The organism is Mammaliicoccus sciuri (assembly GCF_002901825.1).
Lineage (GTDB): Bacteria > Bacillota > Bacilli > Staphylococcales > Staphylococcaceae > Mammaliicoccus > Mammaliicoccus sciuri.
The window spans coordinates 294,612-316,799 of record NZ_PPQD01000018.1 but is presented as its reverse complement, the minus strand read 5'-3'; the positions used below and the strand labels follow the sequence as shown (position 1 = coordinate 316,799).

Below are 22,188 nucleotides of genomic sequence, written 5' to 3'. Positions count from 1 at the left end.
GGAGAGAGCGTGATGGAAACCAGACACCTCAATATAGTAAAGATATTGTATCAACATCAGCACGAATATATGAATAGTATATCCATAGCCAAACTTTTAGGGTGTTCGTCTAAAACTATTCGAGAAAACATAAAGGTTATCAATGAAACGAGTAAAGAAAATGGGTTCGTAATCTTTATAAAAAAATCGAAAGGCTATCAATTAAATATTACTGATGAGGGTAAGTTTAATTATTTTTTAAATGAGCGTTTTTTGAAAGATGAAAACTTAAATTTCAATAATCAAGATAGCAGAATTAGATTTATCATGAAAAAATTACTTCTTGATAATCATTATACAAAATTAGAATCTCTGAGTGAAAGCTTGTTTGTCAGTGTGGGAACTTTAAAGAATGATACGATTGAAATGAAGAGAATTTTAGCTCGTTATGAAATAGAAGTAGTCAGTAGACCAAATTATGGAATGAAGTTAATTGGTAAAGAATTTCAGATAAGATATGCAATAGCAGAGTTTCTATTGAATAATCAGCACTTGAACATTGGATTTACTGAAGATGATATTTCCAGTGTAAAGTCATATCTTGTGAAGTTACTTAGAAATTACCAAATTGAGATACCTGAAGTTAAACTTGATAATCTTGTAACACACATTAACATTGCGATAGTTCGAATCAAAAATCAACTGATGGTTGAACAGCAATTCCAAATTGATGATCTTCCATTAACAAATGAATTGAGTCAATTTTTTGATGAACTTATACTGTTTGTTGAAAAAAGATTTGATTTGACATTGCCTATAAAAGAAAAAGATTATTTATATATCCATTTTGTTACTACTGGAATTATGAATGAAGGTAATATGATACAAAAAAATAATGTTATTGATAGTATGATTACACATATGTTAGATCATATAAAGCTTATTTTTTATTTAGACCTAATTACGGATAATACACTTAAGAAAAATTTATATTTACATTTGAGTACATCAATAAATAGATATAAATACAAGATGAATATTAGAAATCCAATGTTAAATGAAATCAAAAAAAATTACCCCTTCGCATTTGATATTGCTTTAGTGGCTAGTAAAATGATTGAAAAAGACTTGAAAGTGCAAATTTCAGAAAGTGAAGTTGGTTATTTAGCATTGCACTTTGAAATGGCTCTCAATAGAATTGAAAATGAAAAAGAAAAGTTAAAGGTTATACTAGTGTGTAACTCCGGATTAACGAGTTCTCAATTAATTAAATATAAGTTAATCCAAAATTTTGGTAATCAAATTCAAATTACTGAAATTATAGAATTATACAATATTCATAGAGCTCAACTTGAGCATTCAGATTTAATAATTTCAACAGTACCAATAAATGATGATGTCAGTTTACCAATACTTTATGTTAACCCAATTATGTCACAGCAAGACTCAGACAAAATTCAACGTTATATAGATTTAAAAGATTCTCGACACTCAGAAGAACTTATAGAGATTATTGAATTAAATAAAAAAATAAACAGTAAAGATGAGTTGTTGCAATACTTAGGTAAACAACTTGAAAATAAGAATTTAATTCACAGTAATTTTATCGATAGTGTAAAAGAAAGAGAATATCATGCTTCTACAGCTTATGGTAATCTGGTAGCCATTCCACATCCACTAATGCCTTTAGCTAAACAAACTTTTATTTATATAATAACGATGGATAAACCAATTGCTTGGGAAGATAAAGAAGTACAAATTATTTTTTGTTTAGGATTGAAAAAGAATACTACGATTAATTTAGAAAAAGTGTATCAAAATCTTTCTGAAATAATAAATGATTATTCTAAAGTATTAAAACTATTAGAGGCAGATTCTAAAGAATCTTTTAAAAAAATATTTTCACCTTAAATATAAGAGTAAAGTTACATTACATACCTTGTAATGTAACTTTACTCATTTTTTGTACTTATAATTATTTGATATAGAATAAGAATAACTTAAACAAAGGAGGAGATTTCTTATGTTAACAAGTATTTTACAACCAATCGTAGATTTGATTACAGCTTTAGGTCTTTAATTTGAATTTGATTTATTTTGATATGCAAACAAAGGGGTCAGTACATAGTGCTGTAAGTACTAAATAGAAAAGCCACCAATTCGTATTTTGCGAATTGGTGGCTTTTCTATTTAGTAACAATAATTGACCAATATGGTCGATAGCGTTATGATGTAGTCGACCGAACTGGTCTAATATGTTTTGGAAGGTGTATATGATGAATGATGCATTCTATAATTTAGATGAAGAAAAGCGTCAAAAAATAATCAATTCAGGGCTGATGGAGTTCTCTAATTATGGCTATCAACAAAGTTCTACGAATCGTATTGTTGAAAATGCTGGTATTGGTAAAGGGATGCTTTTTTATTACTTTATAAATAAAAAAGGATTATTTAAATTTCTAGTGGATTATTCATTAGATTTCATTGAGGAATATTATTTTAAACAGATTGATACTTCTGAGAAGGATGTTTTTAATAGATTAGTTAAACAAGCGAAGATTAAATCTAATTTAATGACGATTCATCCTCATATGTCGAAGTTTTTAACGAAAATTGTTCTGGAGGAATCTCGACATCATTATATATCTGAAGAACAAGACCAACATATTAAACAATTACAAAGTAAAGTTCAAAATGCACTATTTGAAGATTTAGATAAGGATCTTTTTAAAAATAATTTAAATGTTGAAATGTCTATCAATATTATAAAGTACTCGATTGACGGTTTAGCAGAATCTATGAAGACACGAATAACACATCAAATGATCGAGCAGAATGATTATCAAAGCTTTTATGATGAATTCGATTTATATATAAAGGAAATGCGTAAAATCTTCTATAAGGATCGTGATTAATATGACATTGTTAAAAGTAAATAATGTTACGAAGACGTTTGGTAAATTTAAAGCTTTAAACGGTGTGAATTTCACTGTTGAAGAAGGAGAAATATTTGGTTTTATCGGTCCAAATGGTTCTGGGAAATCTACGACCATTAAAGCAATTTTAGGCATGCTTAAACCAGATTCAGGTACTATTGAGGCATTTGATAAAGATGCTTGGAAAGATGCAGTTCGAATTCATAAACAAATTGCCTATGTTCCAGGTGATGTTAATTTGTGGCCAAACTTAACAGGTGGAGAAGTGATAGATTTATTCTTGAAATTAAGTGGGACTCGAAATGATGAAAAAAGAGATGAACTGATTAAAAAATTTGATTTAGACCCTACTAAAAAATGTGGGTCATATTCTAAAGGTAATAGACAGAAAGTTGCACTTATCGCTGCATTTACAACAGATGCACAACTTCTTATATTAGATGAACCGACATCTGGATTGGATCCTTTAATGGAACAAGTATTCCAAGCATGTGTATTAGAAAAGAAAAAAGAGGGCAAAAGTGTTCTATTATCGAGTCATATATTAAGTGAAGTAGAAAAATTATGTGACAGAGTCGGCATTATTAGAAAAGGTGAAATCGTAGAAATGGGAACGTTGGATGATTTGAGACATTTAACGAGAATGCATTTCGTCGTTCAGTCTAAAGAAGCTCTAACAGATTTAGACGAACAAGATGGTGTACATGATATTTCTAAAGAAGGAGAGACATATCATTTTCAAGTGGATTCAGAGAAGGTTTCTAATATTATTAAATATTTAAGTCGGTTTGAGTTGTTGAAATTAGAAAGTATGCCACCTACATTAGAAGATTTATTTATGAGACATTATGGTGTGAATATTGAAAGAGGTGAGTAATATGAATAATCTCTTTAACGGTGTTGGACAATTAACGTTATTTTACCTTAAGACACATAAATGGAAAATGCTGTTTTGGATATTAGGTATCGTAGTTTTAACAGTTATCATACCACCAACATTTAAAAGTATGTATCCACACCAATCAGATATGCAACCAATTGTTGAAACTTCTAAAAATCCTGCAATGGAAGCAATGTTAGGACCAGGACAATTTGAACATGTATCAGTTGGCGTGTTATTTACGCACGAGATGTTACTATTTACAAGTATTCTCGTTGCAATAATGAGTATTTTACTTGTTTCAAAGAGTACTAGAGGAGATGAATCTGCAGGTCGTATTGAAATGATTCGAGCATTGCCAGTTGGAAAAGTATCGCCACTCATAAGTGCACTTATTGAGATGATAATTGTGAATGTCATGATAACCATTTTGATTATGGTGATATTACCTTTAATGAATATTAATAGTGTGGATTGGCAAGGTTCAATTGTTTATGCAGTTTCATTAGGATCAATTGGGATTCTATTTGGTATGATGACAGCTATATTTTCACAGTTAACTGAAACAAGTAGTAGTGTTACTGGCTATAGCATTACAGTATTGCTCTTAAGCTATTTAGTGAGAGCTGTTGGTGACGTCATAAATGAAGATATTTCTATGGTTTCACCCCTAGGATGGATTACAAGAACGTTTGCTTATTCTGAAAATAATTGGTGGCCAATCGTCATAACTTTAATAACGGCTATTATTTTCTTAATGATAGCGATGATACTTTATTTTAGAAGGGATATAGAGTCTGGCTTACTGCCTTCTAAACCAGGTAAAAGAACAGCACATAAAATATGGTTATCTCCACTAGGTTTACAACTTAAATTGTATAAAGTAGGGCTTATTTCCTGGGCAATAGGGATGTTTGTATTTGGCGCTTCATATGGATCAATATTTGGTGAGTTAGATGATTTTATTAAAGATAACGAAATGTTGCAGCAAATGGTAGCTGGGAAAGGTGATCATTATATAGAAGCATTCTTACCGACTTTAATGATTATAATGGCTATAGTATCAACAATACCTGCGCTGATAAGCTTGTACAAAATAAAAAACGAAATAGATACTCATCGTATAGAACTTATAATGTCTCGACCTATTTCAAGAATTAAGTTGTTGAGTAGCTATTTAGTTGTTTCATTATTTAATGCTATCTTTATGATTTTTATAGCTGCATTCGGTTTGTATGTTGCCCAAACATCTGTGTTACATGATCCATTTAGTTTTTGGACAATTATAAAGTCAGGAATTGTACATATACCTGCCATTATATCTTTCGTAGCACTTGGTGTTGTACTTTTAGGATGGTTTAATAAAGGACACTTTATCGTTTATTTATATTTAACTTATACATTTTTCGTCGTTTACTTAGGACAATTGTTAAATATTAAAGACTGGTTAAAAGATATAACGCCATTTCATCATATTCCTGAAATACCTGTTGAAGATATGAATTATTCGGGTATAAGTATATTAATCATCTTATCTGTCGTGCTTATCATAATTGGATTTATAGGGTTTAAACGAAAAGACATTTCATAAAGGGAGCTGTGTTCGGATGACAAATTTGCCGAAAATAGGGAAACCAGCAACAAATGCTTTGAACAAGATCAATATTACGACGTTAGAACAGGTTGCTCAATTAGATGAACATAATTTGGCGAAACTTCATGGTATGGGACCAAAAGCTATAGGTATTTTGAAAGAAGCATTATTAGAACAAGGGTTAGCATTTAGTCAATTAGATGATGATTTAAAGAATGTGAAATTCACAGTACTAGGAGATTTAAAATGTGATAACGCACCAAAAAGAAGAATTATCAGAGATATTGTGATTGCTTCACTCGTTGGAGATGAAAAGTATCTTAATGAATGGCTAACAGATGATTTAGTATGGAAAGTACCAGGTTCTTTTGAATTAAAGGGTAGAAAAGCATTTTTAGATGAAATTAACGAGCACTTGCAAAAAGTATCCAGCCTTGAAATTAAATCAATGCTTACGCACGGTAAAGAAGCTTCTACGCACGGCACATTCATATTGAATTCTGGTGAAGAAATTTATTTTGCTGAAATGTATAAATTTGAAAATCATAAAAAAGACGCTAAAGTGAAAGAGATTACGTCATATATCATCATGAAACCTTAAATTTATGAAAAATCCAATACCAGTATTTATGAAAATGTGATAAATTATAGAGGTTATGATAAACTTTCGGAGGTTGAAAGATGGAAGCAACATTACCAAATTGCCCTAAATGTGATTCAGAATATACTTACGAGGATGGACAATTTTATATTTGTCCAATGTGTAATCATGAATGGTCTATAAACGACGAAGATGCATCAAAGGAAGAAAACACAGTTATTAAAGATGTAAATGGTGTTGAATTAAATGATGGAGATACTGTAACGGTCATTAAAGATTTAAAAGTAAAAGGATCATCTAATTCTATTAAACAAGGCACTAAAGTTAAAGGTATCAAATTAGTGGACCCAGAAGATGGTCACGACATTGATTGTAAAATACCTGGTTTTGGACAAATAGGATTGAAGTCATCAGTTGTTAAAAAAGTGAATAAATAAGCTTTTAAGAGTCTGAACATGAAAATTGTTGCAGGCTCTTAATTTTTAATAGGTTGAAAAATATATAGAAGGGATGTGTATTATTTTTAATTTAAAATAATTAATTGATTATTTTAAGTTTTTGAAATATTAATTCGTTATATACATCAAATGTTTTTTATGGTAAATATGTAATAGAGATTACGTTTCCAACAAATATATAAGGGGAGAAAAATATGAAGGCTTATATGCAAAAATTTGCACAGTCTCTAATGCTACCTATTTCGATTTTACCGGTAGCTGGGTTACTTTTAGGTATCGCATCTTTTATTGATTCAGGTGCAATTAACGGGGAAGGAAATAGCGTTGCAAACTTTTTAGCAAATGGTGGTTTAGCAGTTATTAATAATTTACCAATACTCTTTGCAGTAGGTTTAGCATTCGGTATGTCTAAAGATAAAAATGGTGCAGCAGCACTTAGTGGACTTGTATCATTTTTAGTGGTTACACAAGTATTAAAGCCAGAAGCAATGGCGAAAGTATTGCATGTTGCTGAGGATAAAGTTGATATCGCATTTACAGGTATTAGTAATGTGTTTATCGGGATTATTTGTGGTTTAGTTACAGCAGCAATTTACAATAGATTTAAAGATACGAAATTACCAACAGCGTTTGCTTTCTTTAGTGGTAAACGTCTTGTGCCGATATTATCAGCAGCGGCAATGTTAGTCATTTCTATCGCACTTATGTTTATTTGGCCGCCAGTATATAACGGCTTAGTGTCATTTGGTGAAATGATTTCTAAACTTGGACCTCTTGGTGCCGGGTTATATGGATTCTTTAACCGTTTATTATTACCATTTGGATTGCATCACGCATTAAACCAAGTATTCTGGTTTGATATTGCGGGTATTAATGATATTGCAAACTTCTGGTCTAGTAAAGGTGAAGCGGGTATAACAGGTCGTTACCAAGCAGGATTATTCCCAATTATGATGTTTGGTTTGCCAGCTGCAGCATTAGCGATTTGGAAAAATGCTGAGAAGCGTAATAGAAAAGTAGTAGGTTCTTTAATGGTTACAGCAGCGATTGCTTCCTTTGTAACAGGGATCACAGAACCATTAGAATTCTCATTCTTAGTAGCAGCACCAATGTTATTTGGTATTCACGCGTTATTAACAGGTATTTCATTATTTATTGCAGCAACATTCCATTGGACTGCAGGATTTACATTTAGCGCAGGATTAATAGATTATTTATTAAGTTTAAGTATTCCGATTGCGAATAAACCATTAATGTTACTTGTACTTGGTTTGATTATGGGTGTCGTATACTTTGTCGTATTTGATTTTGCGATTCGTACATTTAATCTTAAGACACCAGGTCGAGATGGTTTAATGGAAGAAGCGGCAAAGCAAGATCCTAGTCTTGAAGAAGATGAAGCAGGTACTTCAACAAACAATAGTGGTGTGAAAGTATCTAATAAGACAAAACTTATATATGAAGCAATTGGTGGTAATGATAATATAGAAGTTATCGATCACTGTGCAACAAGACTACGACTAACTTTAAAAGATACAAGTGTTGTTGATCAAGAAAAAATCAAACAATCTGGCGCATTAGGAAACAAAGTGATTAGTGATAAAAATATCCAAATTATTATTGGAACTGATGTACAATTTACAGCAGATGAGCTCATGCAAATGCAACAAAATCAAGGTCAGTAATTGAATATATCAATAGTTAAACAGTAGACATTCATTTTATAATTTGAAAGCCTACTGTTTTTTTATCTTTAATTTTATTTATAATAATAACATTTTTGAACAAATATGAACAAAAAATCATGGTAAATGTGTGATTTTTTACTTTTATAGTAGTAATATGAAATTATTGAATGATAAAGGGGGACGATTCAATGGGTATAAAAAAAGCGATTTTGTTAGGTGCAGGTGATCGAGGGGGAAGAGTTTATGCGAATTTGATAAAGTCTTTGCCTCATAAAATTAAATTAATTGGGGTAGCGGAACCTGTTAAAGAAAGAAGAGAGCGCATAAGTAGTCATCATAGTTTAGATGAACAATATGTACAAGCGTCTTGGAATGCATTATTGGACATGAAGCCAGAAGCTGATATAGCAATCATATGTACACAAGATAAAGCGCATTTTGAACCAACAATGAAAGCATTAGATTTAGGATATCACGTGTTGCTTGAAAAACCGATGTCTCCTACTCCTAAAGAGTGTATAAAAATGGTAGAAAAAGCGAAAGAAATGGATAGAACATTAACGATTTGTCACGTATTAAGATATACACCATTCTGGAGTAGGATAAAATCTATCGTTCAAAACGGAGATATTGGTCAGATTGCATCTATTCAACTTAATGAAAATGTAGAATATATGCATATGTCACATAGTTTTGTAAGAGGTAATTGGAAAAGTAAAGAACAATCAAGTCCAATGATATTAGCTAAATCTTGCCATGACATGGATATTATCAGTTATATCATGGATCAAGATTGTAAAAGAATCAATTCCTTTGGTTCATTGATGTATTTTAATGAAGCAAACAAACCAGAAGGCGCACCATTAAGATGTCTAGACGGATGCCCAGTAGAGAATGAATGTCCATTTCATGCTGGAAGGTATTATTTAGGTATCGGTAGAGGATGGGCGATGAAATTTACAGAAGAAAATTCTAACGAAGCGATCATAGAAAGATTGAATCATACGGATTATGGGAAATGCGTTTTCCAATCAGATAATGACGTTGTCGATCATCAAGTTGTGAATATGGAATTTGAAAATGGTGCAACAGCAACATTTAGTATGAGCGCATTTACAAGAGAACAAACAAGAATTGTTCAAATAATGGGAACAAAAGGTGAAATAAGAGGGAATATGGAAACAAATGAAATAAGCATTTTTGACTTTTTAACAAGAGAAGAAAAAATTGTCAAATTCCCAGAAGTGAGCAGTGGACATGGAGGAGGAGACGAAGGTATTATGAGAGATTTTATAGATGCAATTAATAGCTCAGATCAAAATGAATCTAAATCCATAGCAAGTAAATCCTTAATCAGTCACTTAATGGCATTTGCAGCAGAAGAATCAAGACTGAACCACGGCCAATCCATAAATATAGACGAATTATATAATGAAATAGCCTTAACTTCATAATATAAGATAAATAAAGACGTGATACCGCTAGAAAATAGCAGTATCACGTCTTTTTTGTGCGTGAAAATAGCGCTAACGCTCAAGAGTCGCAAACAAGATCTTTAGAAATTCTAACGTCCAAGAAAGCGAAACAAGATCGTTAGCGCACGAATTAACGCATGTTAAATTTATTAACTAAAATAATACCCTAATATCATTTTCATCGCAGAATTGTTGTATTTCTTGTGGGAGTATTTTATTAGTAATTATTTTGTCTACGTCACTTAGATTGCAGTATGTTAGTAATGTTGAATGTCCTATCTTACTATTATCAGCTAACACATATGTTTGCCGTGCTTTTTTTGTTATAAGTTGTTTGATTAAGTTTTCTTCCATCTCTGAGTTAGATAGACCATTTGGAATATTGACACCAGTAGCTGCCATAAAGCATTTATTAATATTAAATTTATTCAATAAAATATTAGAATCTATACCTATAAATGATCGAGTACGTGGTTTGTATTTCTCGCCAATTATAAATAAAGTTACATTTTCAAATTGTGAAGCTTTATTCATGATATCAAGACTGTTTGTAATAATTGTAAATGATAATTTTTTGTCGACATAATCTAATACATGTATTGTTGTTGTTCCTGTATCAATATAAATAATGTCGTTAGTTTCGATATGTGCAGCAGCTAATTTTCCAATGTGTTTTTTTGATTGATAATTCTCCACATTCCTTTTTTGGTAATCAACTGCTTTATATTCATCTTCGATAACTTCAATGCCACCATAAACTTTTTTAACTACATTCATATCTACTAAAAGATTGATATCACGCCTTATTGTATTTACAGATACATTAAATATATCCTTCAATTCATCAATTGAAGCCGTTTTGTTTTTTTTTATGAAAGATTCTATTTCATAAATTCGTTTAGATTTCATATACGATTCCCCCATTTCTTACAATATACCCAAAATTTACTTATATAACAACTATAAAAAATATAAGTTACTCAAAAGTTGACATATTATACTCGTTATTATAATATTATCTCAACAAGTAACCAATAGTTAATCAATATATACTCATTTTTTTAAAAGATTATGAAAGCGGTTACTTTAATATTTATAACTGGAGGATATGTAAATGGTAGAAATCTTAAAGAATTACGTTAACGGACAATGGCAAGCGTCAAAAAGTAAGGAAACAATAGATGTATACAATCCAGCTACTAAAGAAGTGATTGCTAAAGTACCTGTTTCAACAAGAGAAGAATTAGATGAAGCGGCAAAAATTGCACATGAAGCGTTTCAAGAATGGAAAGAAGTTGCTGTGCCTAAACGTGCTCGACTTTTATTCAAACTTCAACAATTATTAACAGACAATAGAGAAGTATTAGCTGAAATTATTACGAAAGAAAATGGTAAGAATACGACAGAAGCTTTAGGAGAAGTACAAAGAGGTATTGAGAATGTTGAATTTGCTGCTGGGACACCATCTTTAATGATGGGTGACTCACTTTCAAGTATCGCAACAAATATAGAAGGAACAAGCTATAGATACCCAGTAGGTGTTGTAGGTGGTATTACACCATTTAACTTCCCAATGATGGTGCCTTGTTGGATGTTTCCAATGGCAATCTCATTAGGTAATACATTTGTGATTAAACCTTCTGAAAAGACACCATTACTTGTTAATAAACTTGCAGAGTTAATTGAAGAAGCAGGTTTCCCAAAAGGTGTATTCAATGTTGTACATGGTGCACATGATGTTGTGAATGGTATTTGTGAAAATGAACATATAAAAGCTGTATCATTCGTTGGTTCTAAACCAGTAGGTGAATATGTTTATAAAAAAGCAACTGAAAACTTAAAACGTGCGCAATGTTTAACAGGTGCTAAAAACCATACAATCATTTTAAATGATGCGAACATTGATGGCGCAGTTAAAGATGTAATTGGTGCAGCATTTGGATCAGCAGGTGAACGTTGTATGGCAGCAGCAGTAGTAGCTGTTCAAGAAGGTGTTTATGACGAATTTAAAGAAAAACTTGTACAAGCTTCTAAAGATATCGTTATCGGAAATGGCTTAGAAGATAATGTTTTCTTAGGTCCAGTTATTAGAGAAGAAAATGTTGAACGTACATTAAATTACGTTGATCAAGGTGTCGAAGAAGGTGCCAAACTTGTATTAGATGGTAGAGAAGACAACAACAAAGATGGTTTCTTCGTAAAACCGACTATTTTCGAAGATGTTACAACTGATATGAAACTATGGCAAGATGAAATATTCGCACCGGTGTTATCACTTGTTAAAGTAAAAGATTTAAAAGAAGGCATTCAATTAGCGAATCAATCTGAATTTGCGAACGGTGCATGTTTATTTACAGACAGTGCATCATCCATTAGATACTTCAGAGAGTATATTGATGCAGGTATGTTAGGTATTAATTTAGGTGTACCAGCACCAATGGCAATCTTCCCATTCTCTGGATGGAAATCATCATTCTATGGTTCATTACATGCGAACGGTAAAGATAGTATTGATTTCTATACACACCGTAAGGTCGTAACTGCTAGACATGGTAATCCACAATTTTAAGGAGTGAAAAATAGAGATGGCTCGATTATTAAATAAACCTGTACATCATCCATTAAGTGATGATGTACAAGTGATACATGATTTGAAACCTGAAGATATTGATTTAGCTTATATCGGATTTAAAGTGTTAGACATAAAATCACAAGGTACTTACACAGAATCAACGGGTGATTTTGAACTATGTATTGTCGCTTTAACTGGCAACATCGATGTGTCAGATGGAGAAAGTTCTTATGAAGATTTAGGAACAAGAGAATCTGTATTTGAAAAAATACCAACAGACAGTATATATATTTCTAAAAATCATGAAGTGACAATTAAAGCGAATAAAGATTCAAGAGTTGTGCTTTGTTATTCGCCAGCAGATGAAGAAAGAGCAACACAATTAATCCCAGCATCTGAGAACTCAGTAGAAGATAGAGGTAAATATTCAAATAAACGACATGTTCATAATATTTTACCTGATACACATACAGCGAGTGAAAAATTACTTGTCGTTGAAGTGTATACAGATCAAGGTAATTGGTCGAGCTATCCACCACATAAACATGACGTTGATAACTTACCAAATGAATCATTACTTGAAGAAACTTACTATCATGAAATGAATCCGAGTAAAGGTTTCGTCTTTCAACGTGTATTTACAGACGACCTTTCAATAGATGAAACGATGACAGTAGAGAATAGTGATGTTGTTGTAGTGCCTAAAGGCTATCATCCAGTAGCTGTACCTGATGGTTACGATGGTTATTATTTAAATGTTATGGCAGGACCTAAAAAAGTTTGGAAATTTTATAACCAACCAGATCATGAATGGATTATTGATAGAGAATAAGGGGTGTACGTGAATGTCTAATAAAAAACAAATTATAGCAATAGGTCGTGCTGCAATAGATTTGAACTCAATAGAAATTAATAGACCAATGGAAGAAACAGAATCATTTCGCAAATATGTTGGTGGTTCACCAGCTAATATCATGATTGGTACGGCAAAGTTAGGATTAGATGTGGGTATGATTGCTAATGTATCAGATGATCAACATGGAAAATTTATTACGAATTACTTTGAAGAAGTAGGCGTTGATACGTCTCAAATACATGTAGATGAAGATGGACATAAAATCGGTTTAACGTTTACAGAAATTAAAAGTCCGAGTGAATCAAGCATATTAATGTATAGAGAAGAAGTAGCAGATCTATATTTAGCGCCTGAACATGTAGATGAATCATATGTTAAAAATTCAGAATATTTGCTTATTTCAGGAACAGCATTAGCTAAATCTCCATCAAGAGAGGCAGTATTAAAAGCACTGTTACTAGCAAAACAACATAATGTACAAGTAATCTTTGAGCTCGATTATAGACCGTATAGTTGGACAGACGAAGAAGAAACTTCTATTTACTATGAGTTAGTCGCTGAACAAGCTGATGTCGTCATTGGAACACGTGATGAATTTGATATGGTCGAAAGATATAAAGCATTATCAGACAAAGAAATTAGTGAACTATTATTTAAAGCTAATCCACATTTAGTTGTCATTAAACACGGTGTGCAAGGTTCAAATGCATTTGATAAAGAAGGAAACACTTATGAAGGTAAAGCATTTAAAGCGAATGTCGTTAAAACATTTGGTGCAGGAGATTCATATGCAGCCGCATTTATTTATGCATTAGTTAAAGGTAAATCAGTTGAAGAAGCATTGAAATATGGTGCAGCTTCAGCAGCGATTGTTGTAAGTAGTCATAGTTCATCTGAAGCGATGCCTACAGTTGATAAAATAGAGAATTTAATTAAAGAACAATCTTAAGGTGGTATTAAACATGGTTAATACAGTGAAGTTAACAACTGGAGAAGCAATTGTTAGATTTTTGACTAAACAATATATTTCTATTGATGGAAAAGAGACAAGATTTGTTGAAGGTGTCATGAATATTTTTGGTCATGGTAATGTGCTTGGTTTAGGAGAAGGTCTATCAAATTATCAAAAGGAATTAAAAATAATCCAAGGTAAAAATGAACAAGGTATGGCGCATACAGCGATTGGCTTTAGTAAACAAAGTTTACGAAAAAAAGTATTTGCAGTGACAACATCTGTCGGTCCTGGTGCTGCTAACCTTGTAACGGCTGCAGGTACAGCGGCAGCAAATCATATACCAGTATTATTACTACCAGGAGATACATTTGCGACTCGTCAACCAGATCCAGTATTACAACAGATTGAAAATCCTCAAAGTATTGGTATTACTACAAATGATGCGTTAAAACCAATTTCGAGATATTTTGATCGCATAACAAGACCTGAGCAAATCATGTCAGCCTTAATTCGTGCATTTGAGGTCATGACAAATCCTCAAACAGCGGGTCCTGTGACATTAGCATTGAGTCAAGATGTTCAAGGAGAGTCATATGATTTCCCAGAATCGTTTTTTGAAAAGCGTGTACATTATGTTGATAGACTTCAACCTTCGAAGAGATCAATAGATGTAGCAGTCGAACTATTGAAGACAGCTAAAAAACCACTATTAATTGTTGGTGGTGGTGCTAAGTATTCGGTAGCTCAAGATTCTATAAAAGCATTTATAGAAAAAACGAATATTCCTATTGCAGAAACTCAAGCAGGTAAATCGACAATAGAAGCCTCTCATCCACTGAATCTTGGTGGTCTTGGCGTTACAGGAAATTTAGCAGCCAATTTATATGCAAAAGAAGCTGATGTCATTATTGGTATTGGAACAAGATATTCAGACTTTACAACAAGCTCAAAGACAGTAGCTAACTTTGATAATGCGAAATTTATAAACATTAATGTTAATAGAGTTGATGCTTATAAATTAGATGCGATACAAGTAGTTGGAGACGCAAAAATATCAATTAGTTTATTGGATAAAGCATTAAGTGAATGTCAATTTAATACATTAAATCAAGTAAAAAATTTAAAGAATCGATGGTCTGAAGAAAGAGAAAGATTATCTCATGTAGATATTAATAAAAATGATTTTGAAGCTGAAATATCAGGTCATTTTAGTAAAGAAAAACTTAATCAATATATTGAAGCATTAGAAACGGAATTACCTCAGACAAATGCAGTGATTAAAGTTAATGAAACAATTGATGATGAAGCGATTATTGTAGCTGCAGCGGGTTCATTGCCAGGAGACTTAGAAAGATTGTGGGAGACCGACATATTTAATACTTACAATATGGAATATGGTTATTCTACGATGGGTTACGAAATTGCAGCTGCACTTGGTGCAAAAATAGCAAACCCCCAAAAAGAAGTATATGCATTAGTTGGTGATGGAAGTTTCTTAATGTTGCACACTGAATTGCTAACAGCGTTGCAATATAACTATAAAATCAACATTGTATTATTTGATAACAGTGGATTTGGTTGTATTAATAATTTACAGATGGGTAATGGTAGTGAAAGCTTCTGTACTGAATTTAATGATTATAACGGTGAAGTCATGAATGTAGATTATAAGAAAATTGCAGAAGGATATGGTGCAGTTTCTTACAAAGTTAATAGTCTTCAAGCGTTAGAAGATGCAATTAAAGATGCTAAAAAAGAAACAAAATCAACATTAATAGAAATAAAAACTTTACCTAAAACGATGACTGACGGATATGAATCATTCTGGAATGTTGGTGTATCCGAACATAGTGAAAAACCAGATATAAAAACATCTTATCAAGAAAAGGTTCGAGCTTTGAAAAAAGCAAAACAATATTAAAGAGGAGATTCATAACATGGCAAAAATAAAAATTGGTCAAGTTGGTTTAGGTAGATTAGGAAAAGTGCATGCAGAAAACATTGTTAACCATGTAAAGGGTGCAGAATTATTCGCTGTTGCAAGTGTTGTTGAGCAAGAATTAGCATATGCCAAAGAAGAATTAGGAGTAAAAAATTGTTATACATCCTATTCAGAGATGATAGAAAACGATGAGCTTGATGCAGTTGTAATTGTTTCACCGAGTGGATTTCATGCAGTTCAAATTTCACAAGCATTAGATAAAGGTTTACATGTCTTTTCAGAAAAACCTATTGGACTTGAGTTAGACAATATTAAACAAGTTGTTGAAAAAATAAATAGTTACTCAGACAAAGTATTTCAATTAGGCTTTATGCGTAGATTTGATGATTCTTATCAATTTGCTAAAGACGTTGTTCAGAATGGTGAACTAGGCAAAATTACAGCAATGAGATGTTATGGAATTGATCCTAGTGCAGGGTTAGACAGCTTTATACAATTTGCGAAGAACAGTGCAAGTGGTGGCATATTTTTAGATATGTCGATTCATGATATTGATCTTGTACGTTGGTTTACAGGTTCAGAATTTAAAACTGTTTATTCACTAGGTAATAACATAGCAGCACCTGAATTAACCGAATGTGAAGAATTGGAAACAGGTGCATGTCTGGCAGAATTAGAAGATGGCACAATCGCATACTTATTAGCTGGAAGAAATGCTCAACATGGATATCATGTTGAAACAGAAATTATAGGAACTGAAGGTATGATAAGAATCGGAAATGCACCTGAGAAAAACTTAGTTACAGTTTATGACAAAAACGGTGTCGTTAGACCAACTTCAGGTCATTTTCCTGAACGCTTTAAATTAGCATTTATTAATGAAATTAATGCATTTATAGAATCTATCAATAATAATGTTCCTTCATCAATAACAGGTATTGATGGATTAAAAAGTACAGAAGTTGCAATTGCAATGCAAGAATCGTATGAGAAGAAAACAATCATTACGTTATGAGGTGAAGTAAATGACTAAAAATATTCGATACGCATGTGCACCGATAGCTTGGACAAATGATGATTTGCCAGAACTAGGGCGTGAAAATTCATTTGAACAATGTATTAGTGAAATGGCACTCTCTGGGTATGAAGGTACAGAAATAGGTAACAAGTACCCGAAAGATCCTGAAGTCTTGAAATCATATTTGGAACCAAGAGGATTATCTGTCGCAAGTGCATGGTTGAGTTTATATTTAACTTCGGAACCATATGAAGTAACAGAAGAAGCGTTTATAAAACATAGAGATTTTTTATATGAATTAGGCGCAAAAGTTATTGTTGTTTCAGAACAAGGCAATAGTATTCAAGGGGATTTAACGAAAGCATTATTTAAAGAAAAACCTATATTTACAGAACAAGAATGGCAATTATTAGTAGATGGTTTAGAGAAGTTAGGGCAATTAGCACACGAAAAAGATATGGAAATCGTATACCACCATCACATGGGTACAGGTGTACAAACGACAAAAGAAATAGACGAGTTAATGGAAAGAACAAACAAAGATAATGTTTCTCTCTTATTTGATACAGGACACCTTGTCCTTTCAGGCGAAGACCCGATTGACATATTTAAAAGACATGAAGGTAGGATAAAACATATTCACTTTAAAGATGTTAGACAAGATGTAAAAGAAGCAGTAGATAAAGAATGTAGTTGCTTCTTGGATGGTGTGAAAAAAGGTATGTTCACAGTACCTGGAGACGGTGTAATAGATTTTAAACCTATCTTAGATTTAATTTATAAATCTGATTACAGTGGATGGATTGTAGTTGAAGCTGAACAAGATCCAGCGATTGCAAATCCATTTATATATGCTAAAAAAGCAAAAGAGTATATTGCACAATATCAATAAAATTTAAAACAAAATGGTATAGGAGTTAAGGGCTCCTAAAGGGAGAGAATTATCATGAGTATGTTTGCAGCAATTTCATTTATTTTAGTTGTTATATGTGTAGGTGTATATGCTTACTTACGGAGTAGAAAAATCGATACTCAAAATTCCGACGGTTTCTTTATGGGTGGTAGAAGTTTAACTGGTTTTACAATTGCTTCTACAATTATCATGACCAATTTATCTACTGAACAAATAGTTGGTCAAAATGGTCAAAGTTTCGTTGCAGGTATGGAAGTTATGGCATGGGAAGTAACCTCATCAGTAGCTATTGTTATATTAGCACTTGTCTTTTTACCTAGATATTTTAGGTATGGTGTTGATACAATATCAGATTTTATTGAAATGAGATTTGATACATTCACGAAACGACTCGTATCTTTATTATTCATATTTACTTATGTAGTTTCATTCTTACCAGTTGTATTATATTCTGGTGCACTTGTATTTAATAAAATTTTCAACGTAAGTGAAATGTTAAATATAAGTGATATGACTGCAGTTATTTTAATATCAACAGTCATAGGTCTTGTAGGAATTATATATTTGTTCATAGGCGGGTTATCTTTAAGTGCACATAGTGATTCTATCTATGGTGTCGGTTTAATTGTAGGTGGACTTGCTATACCAACATTAGGTCTCATTATTTTCGGAGATGGAAGCTTCTTACATGGATTTGATAAAGTCGTTCAGAACACGCCAGAAAAGCTTAATTCACTAGGTGCAATTGATTCTAAAATAGTACCATGGCCAACGTTATTCTTTGGTATGTTCTTCAATAATTTATTCTTCTGGTGTACTAACCAAATGATTGTTCAAAAAGCACTTGCTGGTAAAAATTTAAAAGAAGCACAAAAAGGTGCTATGTATGTTGGTACATTTAAAATTTTTGGTGCTTTATTCTTAGTATTTCCAGGTGTGTTGGCATTCAATATGTTAGGAGATAAAGTTACAAATCCTGATAATGCTTATCCAATGCTTGTTAATGAAGTATTACCAGAATGGGCATATGGTTTATTTGGAGCAGTTATTTTTGGTGCTATTCTAAGTTCATTTGTTGGATCTTTAAATAGTACAGCAACATTGTTCTCACTGGACTTTTATAAATCAATTATCAATAAAGAAGCAAGCAATAAACAAGTATCTAGAATTGGTAGATTGGTAACAGTATTAGTAGGTGTAATTGTTGTAATAATTGCGCCAATGATTTCTCTGTTCCCACAAGGTTTATATGCAGTTGTACAAGAGTTTAATGGTATTTATAATATGCCACTTTTAGTACTTGTACTGGTAGGATTTTTTGTTAAACGTACATCACAGCTTGGCGCTAAAGTGATGTTTATTTTACACATTTTATTGTATGCGCTTTCAAAAGTATTAATTACAGAAATACATTTCTTATATGTATTAAGTGTACTATTCTTTGTAGATTTACTTATAGTAATGTTATTCAATAAATGGAAACCATCTGATGAGTTTGATTTCAGTGTAAATTACGCAAAAGTAGATATCACACCTTGGAAACATAGATATTTAGTAGGTGGTATTATCGTACTTGTAGTTATAGGCACTTACGTATTATTCTCACCACTTGGATTAGCATAGGAGGAAGAAAGATATGACACTAACATTTGGCGTAATTGGAGCAGGTAGAATTGGCCAATTACATATAAACTATTTAAGAACACATAAAGATGTAAAGATTAAGTGGATTTCAGACTTATATTGCGACAAGATGGAAGATTGGATTAAAAAAGCAGGAATAGAAAATAAAACTAAGGACCATATGGATATTATTAATGATCCTGAGGTAGATGTAGTAGTAATATGTTCACCTACCGATACGCATGTAGATATCATTAAAGAAGCTTGTGCAAAAGGAAAGCATATCTTCTGCGAGAAACCGATTAGTTTATCTATTGATGAAGCGAAAATTGCATTAGAAGCGGTAAAAGAAGCAAATGTGAAACTGCAAATGGGCTTTAATAGACGCTTTGATAAAAACTTCAAAGAATTGAGAAATATTTTAAATAAAGGTGAACTCGGTAATATTCAAACTTTAAGGATTACTTCAAGAGACCCAGAGCCACCACCAGTAGAATATATTAAACGTTCAGGTGGACTTTTCATGGATATGATGATTCATGACTTTGATATGGCAAGATATTTAATGCAATCTGAAATAACAGAAGTGTATGCAACTGGTGGAGCGCTGGTAAATCCAGACATTGCTCAATATGATGATATCGATACAGCACTTGTAACCCTTAAATTTGAAAATGGCTCAATGGCCATGATTGAAAACTGTAGAAGAAGTGTATATGGATATGATCAACGAGTTGAAGTATTGGGTGATAAAGGTGCAATTGATGTAGGTAATGAACAAACGACAACATTAAATTATCATCGAGCTGAAGGAATATCTAAAGACAATCCGCCATATTTCTTCTTAGAACGTTATAGTGACGCTTATAAAGTAGAAATGGATGGATTTATTGAAGCTATCTTAAATGACACTGATGTAATTTGCTCAATAGAAGACGGCTATAAAGCTCAAGAAATTGCTGTGAAATGTAAAGAGTCGCTACTTTCGAATGAACCTAAGTCATTAGTAAATAAACAATCAAAGACACTTTAAAAAAGGAAGGTGGAACGTTATAGAATGAATACATTTATACACAAAGCAAAGACAGAACATTATGCTATTCCACAAATTAATATTAACGGATTAATATGGATTGAATGTATTTTAAAAGTTGCTGAGAAAACACGTTCCCCCATTATTTTAGGAACGACAGATAAAATTATAGACTTTTTAGGTGGGTATGATTTTATCTGTAAAACAATCAGAAATAAAATAGAGTCAATGAATATAACAGTACCAGTAATTATACATCTAGATCACGGTTTAACTGTTGAAGGATGTAAGAAAGCAGTAGATGCTGGTTATGATTCAGTTATGTTTGATGGGTCTAAATTACCAATTGAAGAAAATATAGAACTTACCAAACAAGTAGTAGATTATGCACATAAAAATAATGTGATTGTAGAAGGTGAAGTTGGAGCAATTGGTGGAAACGAAGACGGTGTCATAGGAAATGTACAATATGCGAAGTTAGATGATTGTATAAACTTAGCACAAAAAGCACATATAGACACATTGGCACCAGCACTCGGGTCAGTACACGGTAAATATAAAGGTGAACCTAATTTAGGATTTGAAGAAATGAAAGAAATTCAAGAAACGATTGATATACCTTTAGTATTACACGGTGCATCAGGTATATCAGACGAAGATTTAGTAAAAGCCATAAAATTAGGTCACGCAAAAATTAATTTTAATACCGAAATTAATATTGCGTGGAGTAATGAACTTAGAGAAGTATTAACTAATGATACGAGTTTATTTAATCCACAGCAAATCTTGAACCCAAGTAAAAAAGCAATCGAACAAACTATCGAATCAATTATTTATAAATGCCAATCCAACGGCAAAGCATAGTTAATAAAATACAATATTAGTAAGAAGCTAGGACGTGAATAATCAATCGTCCTAGCTTTTTGTAATTTAAAAGATTGAGATGAGAGATGTGCACTTGCTTCTAACGCTCAAGAGTCGAAAACAAGATCGTTAGCGCCCCAAAATCCAACTTAAATCCCAACCAAAACATTTTTACCTCATTCTACATATTGATTATATTTTTAATAATGAGTGCTGCGACGAATAAGATGATGATACTTGATACTCTATTCAATATGATGATAAATTTACCTGATTTATCAAACATACCAACTTGCTTACCGGCTATAGCGAGACCGAAGAACCAGAACCAAGAGATAAAGATTGTTGCTACTGTAAATCCGACTTTTTCGTACCCTGAATATAGTGATGCACTTGTACCGATAACACCGACTGTATCCATAATGGCGTGTGGATTCAGTAATGATACAGATAGTGCAAAGCTGATTTGTTTTTTAGCTGATATTGCTAAGTCTGAACCATTGCTTGATGATTTTTCGTTCCATAACGTCCAAGCCATATACAATAGAAAAATTAATCCGACGATATATATGATTAATTGCAGTGATGGATAGTGATTTAAGATAAGTGATACGCCAAACACTGCAAGTAATATAAGTAATGTGTCACATAGACTAGCTGTAATAACAACGGGTAAAGCTTTATTTAAGCTTTTATGATTTACGCCTTGATTAAAAACAAATATATTTTGAGCACCTAATGGTAAAATTAAACCGAGTGCTAATAAAAGACCGTGGATGACTGCTTGAAACATTTGATTTA

The 22,188-nt window shown here is 32.2% G+C and carries 19 protein-coding genes; 17 read left to right on the top strand and 2 right to left on the bottom strand.

Annotation, left to right across the window (positions count from 1 at the left end; genetic code table 11):
- The first annotated feature begins 12 nt into the window (after window positions 1-12).
- The 8 genes from CD035_RS06035 to CD035_RS06000 all read left to right on the top strand — a co-directional run bounded on the left by CD035_RS06035 (window position 13) and on the right by CD035_RS06000 (window position 9,590).
- Window positions 13-1,890 carry a BglG family transcription antiterminator gene (locus CD035_RS06035; RefSeq protein WP_048541582.1) on the top strand — a complete coding sequence of 626 codons (1,878 nt, stop codon included), beginning with the start codon at window positions 13-15 and terminating at the stop codon, window positions 1,888-1,890.
- 362 nt (window positions 1,891-2,252) lie between these two features.
- The gene (locus CD035_RS06030) at window positions 2,253-2,894 is read left to right on the top strand and encodes a TetR/AcrR family transcriptional regulator (protein WP_158258846.1); all 642 of its coding nucleotides are present in this window, start codon (window positions 2,253-2,255) and stop codon (window positions 2,892-2,894) included.
- Window position 2,895: 1 nt separating this feature from the next.
- On the top strand, window positions 2,896-3,792 hold the full coding sequence (locus CD035_RS06025; RefSeq protein WP_048541586.1) for an ABC transporter ATP-binding protein: 897 nt from the start codon (window positions 2,896-2,898) through the stop codon (window positions 3,790-3,792).
- Between the two features lies 1 nt (window position 3,793).
- The gene (locus CD035_RS06020) at window positions 3,794-5,386 is read left to right on the top strand and encodes an ABC transporter permease (RefSeq protein WP_048541588.1); all 1,593 of its coding nucleotides are present in this window, start codon (window positions 3,794-3,796) and stop codon (window positions 5,384-5,386) included.
- Between the two features lie 16 nt (window positions 5,387-5,402).
- A complete protein-coding gene (locus CD035_RS06015; protein ID WP_048541590.1) occupies window positions 5,403-5,990 on the top strand; it encodes a helix-hairpin-helix domain-containing protein in 588 nt (195 codons plus the stop codon).
- Between the two features lie 80 nt (window positions 5,991-6,070).
- Window positions 6,071-6,427, top strand: coding sequence for a zinc ribbon domain-containing protein YjdM (locus CD035_RS06010; RefSeq protein ID WP_048541593.1), 357 nt, complete (start codon window positions 6,071-6,073; stop codon window positions 6,425-6,427).
- A 215-nt stretch (window positions 6,428-6,642) separates the two neighbouring features.
- Window positions 6,643-8,133 carry an N-acetylglucosamine-specific PTS transporter subunit IIBC gene (gene nagE, locus CD035_RS06005; protein ID WP_048541594.1) on the top strand — a complete coding sequence of 497 codons (1,491 nt, stop codon included), beginning with the start codon at window positions 6,643-6,645 and terminating at the stop codon, window positions 8,131-8,133.
- Window positions 8,134-8,324: 191 nt separating this feature from the next.
- Window positions 8,325-9,590 carry a Gfo/Idh/MocA family protein gene (locus CD035_RS06000; RefSeq protein WP_048541597.1) on the top strand — a complete coding sequence of 422 codons (1,266 nt, stop codon included), beginning with the start codon at window positions 8,325-8,327 and terminating at the stop codon, window positions 9,588-9,590.
- A 174-nt stretch (window positions 9,591-9,764) separates the two neighbouring features.
- Here the strand turns inward: CD035_RS06000 and CD035_RS05995 are convergent, their stop codons facing one another.
- Complete coding sequence (locus CD035_RS05995; protein ID WP_048541599.1) at window positions 9,765-10,520, bottom strand: DeoR/GlpR family DNA-binding transcription regulator; 756 nt, start codon at window positions 10,518-10,520, stop codon at window positions 9,765-9,767.
- Between the two features lie 205 nt (window positions 10,521-10,725).
- Between CD035_RS05995 and CD035_RS05990 the strand changes: the two genes are divergently transcribed.
- Genes CD035_RS05990 through fba form a run of 9 tightly spaced genes read left to right on the top strand, consistent with a single transcriptional unit; the run spans window position 10,726 to window position 21,387 of the window.
- On the top strand, window positions 10,726-12,180 hold the full coding sequence (locus tag CD035_RS05990; RefSeq protein ID WP_048541601.1) for a CoA-acylating methylmalonate-semialdehyde dehydrogenase: 1,455 nt from the start codon (window positions 10,726-10,728) through the stop codon (window positions 12,178-12,180).
- 16 nt (window positions 12,181-12,196) lie between these two features.
- The gene (gene iolB, locus CD035_RS05985) at window positions 12,197-13,015 is read left to right on the top strand and encodes a 5-deoxy-glucuronate isomerase (RefSeq protein ID WP_048541603.1); all 819 of its coding nucleotides are present in this window, start codon (window positions 12,197-12,199) and stop codon (window positions 13,013-13,015) included.
- 13 nt (window positions 13,016-13,028) lie between these two features.
- Complete coding sequence (gene iolC, locus CD035_RS05980; RefSeq protein WP_048541606.1) at window positions 13,029-13,988, top strand: 5-dehydro-2-deoxygluconokinase; 960 nt, start codon at window positions 13,029-13,031, stop codon at window positions 13,986-13,988.
- Window positions 13,989-14,001: 13 nt separating this feature from the next.
- Window positions 14,002-15,915 carry a 3D-(3,5/4)-trihydroxycyclohexane-1,2-dione acylhydrolase (decyclizing) gene (gene iolD / locus CD035_RS05975; RefSeq protein WP_048541608.1) on the top strand — a complete coding sequence of 638 codons (1,914 nt, stop codon included), beginning with the start codon at window positions 14,002-14,004 and terminating at the stop codon, window positions 15,913-15,915.
- Window positions 15,916-15,931: 16 nt separating this feature from the next.
- Window positions 15,932-16,951: a Gfo/Idh/MocA family protein gene (locus CD035_RS05970; RefSeq protein ID WP_048541610.1), complete on the top strand. Its 1,020-nt coding sequence runs from the start codon at window positions 15,932-15,934 to the stop codon at window positions 16,949-16,951.
- Window positions 16,952-16,961: 10 nt separating this feature from the next.
- Window positions 16,962-17,846 carry a myo-inosose-2 dehydratase gene (gene iolE / locus CD035_RS05965; RefSeq protein ID WP_048541612.1) on the top strand — a complete coding sequence of 295 codons (885 nt, stop codon included), beginning with the start codon at window positions 16,962-16,964 and terminating at the stop codon, window positions 17,844-17,846.
- A gap of 54 nt (window positions 17,847-17,900) precedes the next feature.
- Entirely contained in the window at window positions 17,901-19,490 is a 1,590-nt protein-coding gene (locus CD035_RS05960) for a solute:sodium symporter family transporter (RefSeq protein WP_048541613.1), read from the top strand.
- 13 nt (window positions 19,491-19,503) lie between these two features.
- Window positions 19,504-20,523 (top strand): inositol 2-dehydrogenase, encoded by a 1,020-nt coding sequence (iolG, locus tag CD035_RS05955; RefSeq protein ID WP_048541614.1) that lies wholly within the window; start codon window positions 19,504-19,506, stop codon window positions 20,521-20,523.
- A 24-nt stretch (window positions 20,524-20,547) separates the two neighbouring features.
- Window positions 20,548-21,387, top strand: a complete 840-nt coding sequence (gene fba / locus CD035_RS05950; protein WP_048541615.1) for a class II fructose-1,6-bisphosphate aldolase — start codon at window positions 20,548-20,550, stop codon at window positions 21,385-21,387.
- A gap of 181 nt (window positions 21,388-21,568) precedes the next feature.
- Here the strand turns inward: fba and CD035_RS05945 are convergent, their stop codons facing one another.
- Window positions 21,569-22,180, bottom strand: a complete 612-nt coding sequence (locus tag CD035_RS05945) for a LysE/ArgO family amino acid transporter (RefSeq protein ID WP_048541616.1) — start codon at window positions 22,178-22,180, stop codon at window positions 21,569-21,571.
- Between the last annotated feature and the right edge of the window lie 8 nt (window positions 22,181-22,188).